The sequence below is a fragment of the Shewanella sp. 4_MG-2023 genome (genome assembly GCF_030548015.1).
Lineage (GTDB): Bacteria > Pseudomonadota > Gammaproteobacteria > Enterobacterales > Shewanellaceae > Shewanella.
On sequence record NZ_JAUORL010000041.1, the window covers coordinates 22,155 to 32,929 of the forward strand.

The 10,775-nt window shown below is 41.4% G+C and carries 8 protein-coding genes and 1 tRNA gene; 7 read left to right on the plus strand and 2 right to left on the minus strand.

The features are described 5' to 3' along the window. The first annotated feature begins 139 nt into the window (after positions 1-139). The 6 genes from mutY to Q4546_RS17495 all read left to right on the plus strand — a co-directional run bounded on the left by mutY (position 140) and on the right by Q4546_RS17495 (position 8,904). Complete coding sequence (gene mutY / locus Q4546_RS17470) at positions 140-1,276, plus strand: A/G-specific adenine glycosylase (protein WP_303446735.1); 1,137 nt, start codon at positions 140-142, stop codon at positions 1,274-1,276. Between the two features lie 9 nt (positions 1,277-1,285). Beyond that, complete coding sequence (locus tag Q4546_RS17475) at positions 1,286-1,564, plus strand: oxidative damage protection protein (RefSeq protein ID WP_102440634.1); 279 nt, start codon at positions 1,286-1,288, stop codon at positions 1,562-1,564. A gap of 322 nt (positions 1,565-1,886) precedes the next feature. Further along, a complete protein-coding gene (locus Q4546_RS17480) occupies positions 1,887-3,689 on the plus strand; it encodes an aryl-sulfate sulfotransferase (RefSeq protein ID WP_303446737.1) in 1,803 nt (600 codons plus the stop codon). A 388-nt stretch (positions 3,690-4,077) separates the two neighbouring features. Continuing rightward, positions 4,078-5,475, plus strand: a complete 1,398-nt coding sequence (locus tag Q4546_RS17485) for an MFS transporter (RefSeq protein ID WP_303446738.1) — start codon at positions 4,078-4,080, stop codon at positions 5,473-5,475. 16 nt (positions 5,476-5,491) lie between these two features. Beyond that, positions 5,492-7,891: a glycosyl hydrolase family 65 protein gene (locus Q4546_RS17490; RefSeq protein WP_303446739.1), complete on the plus strand. Its 2,400-nt coding sequence runs from the start codon at positions 5,492-5,494 to the stop codon at positions 7,889-7,891. 140 nt (positions 7,892-8,031) lie between these two features. Next, positions 8,032-8,904 (plus strand): CBM9 family sugar-binding protein, encoded by an 873-nt coding sequence (locus Q4546_RS17495; RefSeq protein WP_241904104.1) that lies wholly within the window; start codon positions 8,032-8,034, stop codon positions 8,902-8,904. Positions 8,905-8,990: 86 nt separating this feature from the next. Here Q4546_RS17495 and Q4546_RS17500 read toward each other — a convergent pair whose 3' ends face one another. Together Q4546_RS17500 and Q4546_RS17505 are read right to left on the minus strand one after the other, a co-directional pair. Then, entirely contained in the window at positions 8,991-9,578 is a 588-nt protein-coding gene (locus Q4546_RS17500; RefSeq protein WP_102440637.1) for a YceI family protein, read from the minus strand. Between the two features lie 129 nt (positions 9,579-9,707). Further along, on the minus strand, positions 9,708-10,259 hold the full coding sequence (locus tag Q4546_RS17505; protein ID WP_102440638.1) for a cytochrome b: 552 nt from the start codon (positions 10,257-10,259) through the stop codon (positions 9,708-9,710). Positions 10,260-10,698: 439 nt separating this feature from the next. Between Q4546_RS17505 and Q4546_RS17510 the strand changes: the two genes are divergently transcribed. Beyond that, positions 10,699-10,774, plus strand: a tRNA-Phe gene (locus Q4546_RS17510). The last annotated feature ends 1 nt before the right edge of the window (position 10,775 follow it).

Here is a 10,775-nt window from a genome sequence, read left to right on the forward strand (position 1 = left end):
TTTAAATTGCCGACTATTCAAAGTTTCATCTTTGTTCCAATAATAGTGGCTAAGTATATCTTAAAATCACCATGACTAAAGTATTTATCAGTTAACAGGCTCCCTTGTTTATAGAATATTCTCCATATACACTGCGCTGATGAAAAAAGTTAACTCCTTTTCTGAGCGGATCACCGCTTGGTACGATTTACACGGACGCAAGACCTTACCGTGGCAAATCAATAAAACCCCATATAGAGTGTGGATTTCAGAGATCATGCTGCAACAAACTCAAGTTGCCACTGTTATCCCCTACTATGAAAAATTCATGCAAAGCTTTCCCGACATTAAAGCCCTTGCCAATGCCAGCGAAGATGATGTACTGCATCATTGGACGGGGTTAGGCTATTATGCCCGCGCCCGTAATCTGCATAAAGCGGCTAAAACAGTTTGTGAGCAACATGCAGGCAAGTTTCCTGAAGCGCTAGATGAAGTCATAGCCTTACCGGGTATTGGCCGCTCGACTGCTGGGGCCATTTTGTCATTGTCCCTTGGTCAGCGTCATTCAATATTAGATGGTAACGTTAAACGGGTACTTGCCCGTCACGGCGCAATTGAAGGTTGGCCAGGTCAAAAAGCAGTTGAACAACAATTATGGCACTTAACGGATAAGTTAACCCCGCAAAAAGATGTGGTTAAATTTAACCAAGCCATGATGGATATTGGCTCTGCGGTTTGCACTCGCAGTAAACCCAATTGTGCTCAATGCCCTGTTGCAATTGATTGTAAAGCGCAACTTGCTGGCCGACAGACAGAATTCCCCGGTAAAAAGCCTAAAAAAACCATTCCTGTAAAATCTGCATGGATGCTAGTACTGCATAAAGATGGTGAAGTCATTCTCAATAAAAGACCACCAGCAGGCATTTGGGGCGGCTTATGGTGTTTTCCTCAATTTGATACTGAGGCGGCGCTGCTTGCACATATCAGTGCTAATGGGTTTAATCACAGCAGCAATGAATATGCCGCAGCAAAAAACAACAATAATGAACAATCACAATGGCTTGCAGGATTTAGACATACTTTTAGTCATTTTCATTTAGATATTCAGCCTATCTTAGTTAATCTCGGCGAAAATCAACAATCGCCTCAAATTGACTCAAGTGTAATGGAACAAAATCAGACACTCTGGTATAACATACATCATCCCGCGAAAGTTGGATTAGCCGCAGCAACTGAGCGGATTTTATCTAACTTAGCCGCTCTTTTAGCAGTAGATCCCGTCAAGGAATCCCTTTAAGGAATAATCATGGCTCGTAATGTTAATTGCGTATATTTAAAGAAAGAAGCTCCAGGTTTAGATTTTCAACTTTACCCTGGCGATCTAGGCAAGCGTATCTTTGATTCAATCAGTAAAGAAGCGTGGGCACTTTGGCAGAAAAAACAAACCATGCTAATCAATGAAAACAAACTTAACATGATGAATGTTGATGACCGTAAACTACTTGAAGAGAATATGGTTAGCTTTTTATTTGAAGGCAAAGATGTTGCCGTTGAAGGTTATGTACCTCCAAGTGAAGACGAGTAACTAAATAGCTAACCCCTTAGCTAGCTGAATAGCTTAAGAGCCTACTTTAAAACCGCTAACGGCTTGTTGATATAAAGTAGGCTTTTTTATTCGCATCAATTACCAATCACTTTTGAGACAATTGTAATTAACTTCCCCATAGCTTTTAAATAGTTGTTACTCCACAGCCTATTCACAAAAGTTCCCTAAATTTAGTTAAAAATCTTATTTCGTGAGCTATTAATCAAAAGTAAAAAATTATAACACTTTCTGTTAGTTACACTGCATTATTATCGATTATGCCAAGGTATACTGCCGCTATAACTAATTTCAGAGTGTGCCCATGCTAAAGCCAATACTTTATACAGCATTGACCTTGTCACTGCTTTATTCAATCAATAATGTTAATGCAGACCCCATGGGGATGAAGCCAATGCCAGTGGCAGATGCGCCATTGGGTTATATCATTCATAATCCCTATGAAAATGCCCCACTAACGGCTTTAGTGACTCTTAATGGCCATAAAATTTCCAATGTGGATGTCACCATACATGCCAAAGGTGAAACTGGTGTCAGCATAAACTATCAAGTTGATGATATGCGGGTAATGGATGAAGGTGGAGTGCCAATTTTTGGTCTCTACCCTGCCTTTATGAACACCTTTACAATTAAATGGACTGAAAACGGCAAGCAGCGCAGCCACGAGTATCAAATGCTAACCCCAGACATTGATATGGGCTTTTCAGAAAGCCAGTGGGCTAAAGCGCCCATCGTCGAAGTAGAACATGTTGACGCTGACTTTAAAGACCGCCTTTATTTTGTAAACTGGACCAATCCAGACGGAAAGTCGGGTCAGTTATCCCACAATAACCCTGATGCACCTGGGGCGTTTTCTTGGGATGGGAAACCAGGATTTTTCATTATCGATACCGCCGGTGATATTCGTTGGTATCTGAATCCTTACACCACCCATAACTCAAAAAATTATGACAGCGCAGGTTACGCCATGGGCATGAACGTCACTAAAGACGGCAACATGGTGTGGGTACAGGGCCAAGGCTGGAAAAAAATGTCATTAATGGGAAGAATGATTTCAGAGCACAATTTACCGGGAAATTTTATCGATGCATCACACGAAGGGATTGAAGCTGCCAACGGCAATATCTTTATTCGCGCCGCCGCCAAAGATTATCGCCGCGCTGATGGCATGTTAGTCAACACCATACGCGATCAAATCATTGAGGTTGATAACACAGGTAAGTTAGTGGATTACTGGGATTTAAACACTATTTTAGACCCACTGCGTGATGCGGCATTATTATCCCTTGATGCCGGTGCAGTTTGTTTAAATATCAATATTGATCAAGCTGGCCATCAAACCACCTTAGACGATTTAAAGAATGCCCCTTATGGTGATATTCACGGAGTAGAAACAGGCCGTAACTGGGTCCATGTAAACTCTATTGATTATGACCCTAAAGATGACAGCATCATTATTAGCTCACGTCATCAATCTGCGGTAATCAAAATTGGCCGCGATAAACAAGTTAAATGGATATTAGGCCCTGAAAAAGGCTGGAGTGACAAGTTCCAAGATAAGCTACTCTCGCCAGTTGATGCTACAGGTAACAAACTTAGCTGTAATGAAAAGGGTCGTTGCCGAGGCAGTGATTTTGACTTCTCATACACGTCCCATACCGCTTATCTTGTTCCTGAAAAGGGCACTTTAACCGTATTTGATAATGGCGATGGTAGACACCTTGGTCAGCCGATGTTTGCCAGTGAAAAATATTCCCGCGCGGTTGAATACAAAATTGATGAGGCCAATAAAACCGTTACCCAAGTATGGCAATACGGTAAAGACGAGTTGGGTTATCAAGGCTACTCGCCAGTAACATCTATCGTTAAATATCAGCAAGATAAAGACAGCATGATGAGCTACTTTGCCTCAGCTGGTTTATTTGGTTTAGGTGGCGGTTATGGCAACTTAAAAATGGATGACACCACAGGTAAAGTTAAATCTATTTTAGTTGAGCATCGCTATGGTGAAACCAAACCCGCTGTGCGCATTAATATCAATAGTCACGATATGTTCGCAACGGGTTACCGCGCTCAGGTTATACGAGTAAACGAGATGCTTAAATAGTGAGTCGCTTCTTATTCAATAACAGTTACCCAGTAACAATTATCCAATAAGAATTATTTAGTAAATGTTATTCAGCCCTTTGATGGAAAAGGGCTGAATACCTTAGCCTCTTTATCCCAGATCAATAAAACGCTTCTACCCGCCTCTTTTCAAAAAATCATATTCAGTTTATTTAAATTAATACTGGTCAAAAAATGATTAATAATTTACATTAAAATCACAATGTAAGCGCTTACACTTAGGCGTGACTTAGGCGTGCTAAATATTAAAGCCTTACACTTTATCAGGTATCAACCCAGCGAAGATGTTGTAAATACAAGTGAATAGTGGGTTAGTTGTAAGTAATACCTTCAAGTTAGATTGCAACAATCAAGGTATAAAAACGATTATGGAACAATCAGCAACCAGCGTAAAAAACACATCGGTCACATTCGATAAGTTATCCTTTAAAGAGAAAGTTGGTTACGCCCTTGGGGATGTGGCATCTAACTTTTATTGGCGTGTTTTTGATGTGTTCTTATTTATTTTCTACACCGATGTATTTGGTATATCAGCTGCAGCTGTTGGCACCATGATGTTAGTGACTCGCATAATCGATGCGGTATCAGACCCATTAATGGGCGCCCTCGCAGATAGAACTAACACCCGCTTTGGCAAATTTCGCCCTTACCTCATATTAGGCATTATTCCCATTGCTGCAGCTGGTGTACTCACCTTCACAGTGCCCGATTTAGGTGATGATGGTAAATTGATTTGGGCTTATGGCACTTACATTTTCATGATGCTGGCGTACACCTTTATTAACGTGCCCTACGGCGCGCTATTAGGTGTGGTCACCAGTAATAGTCAGGAAAGAACCACATTAACCAGTTTTAGATTTATCGGTGCTTTTTCTGGCGGTACTTTAGTTGCTTATATGACGCCTGAATTAGTTACTTATCTTGGCGCGGGTAATGAGGCATTAGGCTGGCAACTGACCATGGCCTGTTATGGACTTATTTCAGCGGTGCTGTTTTGCCTTACTTTTTTTGCAACTAAAGAGCGCATAGCGCCACCAACTAATCAACAAACCTCAATCAAACAAGACATCATCGATTTAACCAACAACAAGCCATGGCTAATTTTATTCTCTTTAGCGTTAATCATCATGTTTACCATTACTTTACGCGCCAGTACCGGCACCTTTTACTTTAAATACTATGTAAACCGAGAAGATCTTATAGGCACCTTTACTGCGGTTTATATGATCTCACTTGCCCTAGGCGCCGCCTCAACCCCACTGTTAACCAAATACTTTGATAAACGCCCACTGCTTATTGGTTTAATGACCATTGTTGCCATACTTTCGGCTGGCTTTTACTTTATTCCAGCTCACAACCTTACCTTGATGTTTATTATGCAGGCCTTAATTGGATTTTGCTTAGGGCCTAAATCGCCGTTGGTATTTTCTATGTATGCCGATACTGCTGATTACTCACAATATAAAAATGGCCGCCGCGCCACCGCGATGATTTTTTCAGCAGCAGCCTTTTCGCAAAAATTAGGCGGCGCTTTTGCAGGCGCGATGATCGGTTGGATGCTGTCATCCATGGGTTATGTGGCAAATCAGCAGCAATCACCCGACTCGTTAATGGGGATTTTACTGCTCAATACCATCATCCCTGCAGGCTTTGCCTTATTAGCGGTTTGGGTTGTTAAACACTACAGCTTAGATGAACAAAAAATGCGCCAAATTAACCAGTCGCTTTATCAAGCTATTGATAAATCAGAGCCTGCAAGCGAGTAGTTGAGGAATTTAAATAGTGATTACTTACCATCAAAAAAATGGCAACGTTAGCTTGCATAGTCCAACCACTATGCCAAAAGCCTGTGGTTTTTTATGGAATAAAAACATGATGATTCAAATGAATTGTCGGGGTTTTGCGACTGCGCAATTTATGCAGCCAGAACCTGCTAAATATGCCCATGGGCCTGCATTAGAAGCCAAAACCTTTATGCAGCCAGAACACGCCTACTTTAGCCATCATCCTGGGCGATTTTTTTATATAAAAGATAACCTCACTAACGAACTATTCTCATTGCCCTATGAGCCAGTAAGGCAATCATTGGCATCATTTGAGTTTATCGTTAGCCAGCATCAAGTCAGTTGGCAAGTTAAGCACCTCAACCTACACTGCAAACTAAGCTTAACCTTAGCCACTGAAGATACCGCAGAGCTATGGCAATTATCCATTGATAACCTAAGTCAAACGGCGCGAGATATCAGCGTTTATAGCTACTTTCCTGTGGGCTATATGTCGTGGATGAATCAATCAGCAAAATTTGATCGTTCACTTAATGCAATTTTATGTCACTCAATCACCCCCTATCAAAAAGTTGATCAATACTTTGTTCAACAAGACTTTAAAGACACCACGGTATTTCTAACTGACACAACCCCTGATAGTTACGAAACCCGTCAAAGTGTTTTTGAAGGCGAAGGCGGTTTACATAACCCAACGGCTATCAGTAATAACCGTCTAGAAAACATGCCTGCTCATTACCAAACCCCTGCAGCGATAATGCAATTTAATCGTAAGCTTGCCGCTTATGATGACGCTAGCAATAACATCAAGCCAGCAGTGGCATTAAAGTTTGTTTTTGCGCCGGTAAAAGATGCTCACGAAGCCAGTGAGTTAAAACAGCGCTATTTGAGTTCAACAGCACAATTTACTCAAGCTCAAAATAAATACAAAGCGTATCTCAGTAGAGAAAATGGCTGTTTAAGCCTTTTATCCTCAACCCCTAAGCTTGATAACTTCATCAATCATTGGCTACCTAGACAGGTTTTTTACCATGGCGATGTCAATCGATTAAGCACCGATCCACAAACCAGAAACTACCTTCAAGACGCTATGGGGATGATTTATATCAACCCTAACAAGGCCAAAGCCGCCTTCGAAGTCGCCCTCGCCCAGCAACATCGCAATGGTGAAATGCCGGATGGCATTTTATTGCACCCTGAATCTGAGCTTAAATACATCAATCAAATCCCCCACACGGATCATTGTGTCTGGCTAGTGATTTGTATTGAGGCTTACTTAAATGAAACCGCCGACTTTGATTTCTTAAATCAAACCATTGGTTTTGCTGACAGTGAAGAAAACCGTTCAGTGATGGAACACGTTTGTTTAGCGCTGGAGTTCTTATACTCTCAACGTGATAACCGCGGCCTTAACTTTATCAACCAAGGCGATTGGTGCGATCCGATGAACATGGTGGGCTATAAAGGCTTGGGTGTTTCAAGCTGGTTGACGTTAGCAAGTGCTTACAGCATGACACTGTGGGCAAAAGTCTGCCAGCAAATGGACTGTGACAATAAAGCATCAAAATTCAGCCAACTTGCTGCTGAATTAAATGATGCCGTAATTGAGCATTGCTGGGATGGTGAATGGTTTGCCCGCGGTATTACCGATGCAGGTCACTGTTTTGGTGTAAGCGATAATCATCAAGGCCGCATTTATCTTAACCCGCAAACTTTTGCCATGTTATCTGGCGCGGTTAATGATCAGCGCTGGTCACTGATGCAGCCGCAAATCCAGCAGCAATTACAAACACCTTTTGGGATGATGATGCTAGCTCCCGCTTATACCCAAATGGATGAGCAAGTGGGCAGATTAACCCAAAAGTTTCCTGGCACCGCTGAAAATGGTTCAGTTTATAATCATGCTGGGGCATTTTATATATACGCCCTATTTGAACAAGGCGAAACAGAGCAAGCATTTGAACTATTACAAACCATGATAACTGCTGAAGATGTGCAAAATGAGCTCACCCGAGGTCAATTACCCGTGTTTATTCCCAACTATTACCGCGGGGCTTATTTTCAATATCCTGATGATGCGGGTAAATCGAGCCAGTTATTTAATACTGGAACCGTCGCTTGGATTTACCGAATTATCATCGAGCAACTTTGTGGCCTAAAAGGCTGCAGCGACGGCTTAAAAATCAAACCACAACTACCAAAGCACTGGCCTAGCCTAAAGGTAAGCAGGCGTTTTCGCGGCGCAACTGTGGATGTATCAATACAAAGGCGAGCAGACATCATATCCCAGCAGGTTTTAGTTAACGGTAAAAGCTTACAGACTAATGCTGCAGGTGAGCATATTTTAGCTATCAGCACTAATACAAGCTATAGCATCAGCGTGTTGCTGGCTGAATAACGCAAGTTGAAAAATCAGTATCCTAGCTACTGATTAAGATAACGCTTTCGACTAATGTCAAAGCGTGTGAATATGCCCAATAATAAATGATTCTATAAGATACTGACTTTAAGACTTAAACATTAGGAGTTTACTGGACAATGGACTGCACTGAAAAACCAACTAATAAAGCGAGCCATAAACATAAGGCCAACGCCTCACTTAAAGGCCTAATACTGCCCTGCCTGTTGGCATTAAATTGCACCGCAATTGCTTCAATGGCAAATGCTGATACGGCTCCAAGCACAAACAAAACATCTGCCGAATATGTGCATGCCCCTATTGAAGTTAACTACGCTAACAAAGCCATTACCCTTGATGGCATTGCTGATGAATCTGATTGGCAACAAGCTAAGTGGCAACCTATTGATCAAATGATCATCGGCGATGCAATAACAGCCGATGATTTTAGTGGCCAATATAAACTGCTTTGGCGTGAAAATAAGCTCTATCTACTGACTGAAGTGATTGATGATGTGCTATTTGATCAAAGCGCAGATCCCACAGTGCGGTATTGGGATGATGACACCGTAGAGGTGTTTATTGATGAAGATGGCTCAGGTGGCGAGCATCAATATAGCCATAATGCTTTTGCCTATCATGTGGCATTAGATAAACAAGTGGCTGATTTTACCACGCAAAAAAAGGCCGCCACCTTTAATGAGCATATCACCACAGCATGGTCGAGAGACCCTGTTAACCCTCAAAAAATCTATTGGGAAATGGCGATAACGGTATTCCCTGACAGTTACAATGACAGCTTAAGCGCTTTTGATAAGCAGCAGGTTGCAGCCGTTAGCTTACAAGCCAACAAACAAATGGGTTTTATGCTGGCCTATTGTGATAATGATGGCTCCAAACAAAGAGAGAACTTTATTGGCTCCCACCCGATAAAGCCGTTAAATGGCGACATGAATCGCGGCTATAAACACGCTGATGTTTTTGGCAGTATTATTCTAAAAGCGGCACAATAATCATCATAAAAAGCCGCCAATGACTAATATCATTGACGGCTTTGTTGTTTTTAGTAAACCTTCTTGCAAGATGTTATGGCAAATCGTTATTGCTTAATCCCTTCAATAACCAAATCTAGGCTAACATTGGCAGACGCTGGGCCTAAATCCATTTTAAAACCGAAGTCTTTCATGGCAAATTCTGTGGTACCAATAAAGCCAGCACGATAACCACCCCAAGGATCTTGGCCTTCACCAACAAATTCAGCGGCAATAGCCACAGGCTTAGTCACCCCATTTAAGGTCAAATTACCGTTAACCAATATCTTGCCATTGCCTTGGTCTTCAACACTAGTCGAGGTGTACTGCGCCTGAGGAAACGCGCCAGTATTTAAAAAGTCAGCACTGCGTAAATGTTTATCACGCTCGGCATGGTTTGAGTCAACACTCGTTGTATTGATGGTGACATTCAAATTAGTGTCAGCAATTTTTGCCGCATCGTAACTAAAATCACCACTGAAATCATTAAAACGACCAGCTACAAAGCTATAGCCTAAATGATTTACTTTAAATTGAATTGATGCGTGGGCACCTTGAGTATCTATCTTATAATCGGCCGCATTAGCGACTGATGGTAGTAACATTGCAGCGCCGATAACGCTAGATAATACTGTGGCTAAAAGTTGCTTTTTCATTGGTCATTCCCTTTATTATAAATTCAATATTATTGATATGTTCAAGTACTAATAAGTGTTGCTAGCTAATAATTAGCGTTCTCAGCTCGTCGAGTTACAGGCTCGATTCAAGTGCTGTAGGTGTTAAAACTATTTTGTGGCAGGTTTTATCATTCTTGATAAAGTGCCATCCTTATCAATCAATTGGTGTTTTACCGCGCCTGCAGCATGAATAATCACTAGGGCTATTAATGTATAGGCTGCATATTGATGAACTAAGCCAGCAATATCAGCTTGGTTGTTAATAAAGCTGCCCAGTGACGGCACTTCAAACCAATCAAATACCCAAATTCCGCGGCCATCAGCCGTTGAAATTAAAAAGCCTGTCGCCATAATGGCCAACATTAATAGATAAAGCATTCCATGAGCCCACTTAGCCGCCGTTTGCTCCCAAGCCTTGTGATTATTCTTTGCATGAGGTTTCGCAGAGCCTAAGCGCCACACTAATCGCACTAGCGTTGCCAGTAACAATAAAATGCCAACACTTTTGTGAATATCCGGCGCGGTTTTATACCAACTACTGTAATAAGTGAGATCAACCATCCAAAAACCTAAGCCGAATAAGCCAATAACGGTTAATGCACTTAACCAATGGAGACTAATACTCACTAAACCATAGCCATTTTTTGTATTTGCTAACATCAAGCTGTCCTTGTCAAAATCTATGTGAATGATTATATCGACACAAAACAAAAAGAATATCGCTAAAAATAGGCAAAACCATTCGATAAAATAGAACTATTAGACTAATTGAGTCCTGACTAAACCCAGCCAGTCGTATTCAAGTAAGCTTTAAATTTGATAAATCGATTAAAGCTGCTAAAAATCACCGTAATTGGGCTTTAATAGCCGTGTTTTCAGCCAATAAACTGGAGTTAAACTGAATTAATAGAATTAAAAACCGATTAAAGGCAAAAAATCGCTCAGTTTGGCCATTTACTAGCCGAACGATTAAAATCATTTAAAAAAGCACTTGCAGGATTAAAACCATCGCTATACTATGTGCGCACTCCAAACGACACAGGCTCTAACGATTAAGTTAGCACCCAGTTTGAAGTAGTAAACTAACGCTTAGTTAGTTGCCCGAATAGCTCAGTCGGTAGAGCAGAGGATTGAAAATCCTCGTGTCCCTGGTTCGATTCCGGGTTCGGGCACCAT

Coding starts and splice junctions, on each gene's coding strand:
- mutY (WP_303446735.1), top strand. CDS start 140: ATGAAAAAAGTTAACTCCTTTTCTGAGCGGATCACCGCTTGGTACGAT.
- Q4546_RS17475 (WP_102440634.1), top strand. CDS start 1,286: ATGGCTCGTAATGTTAATTGCGTATATTTAAAGAAAGAAGCTCCAGGT.
- Q4546_RS17480 (WP_303446737.1), top strand. CDS start 1,887: ATGCTAAAGCCAATACTTTATACAGCATTGACCTTGTCACTGCTTTAT.
- Q4546_RS17485 (WP_303446738.1), top strand. CDS start 4,078: ATGGAACAATCAGCAACCAGCGTAAAAAACACATCGGTCACATTCGAT.
- Q4546_RS17495 (WP_241904104.1), top strand. CDS start 8,032: ATGGACTGCACTGAAAAACCAACTAATAAAGCGAGCCATAAACATAAG.
- Q4546_RS17500 (WP_102440637.1), bottom strand. CDS start 9,578: ATGAAAAAGCAACTTTTAGCCACAGTATTATCTAGCGTTATCGGCGCT.
- Q4546_RS17505 (WP_102440638.1), bottom strand. CDS start 10,259: ATGTTAGCAAATACAAAAAATGGCTATGGTTTAGTGAGTATTAGTCTC.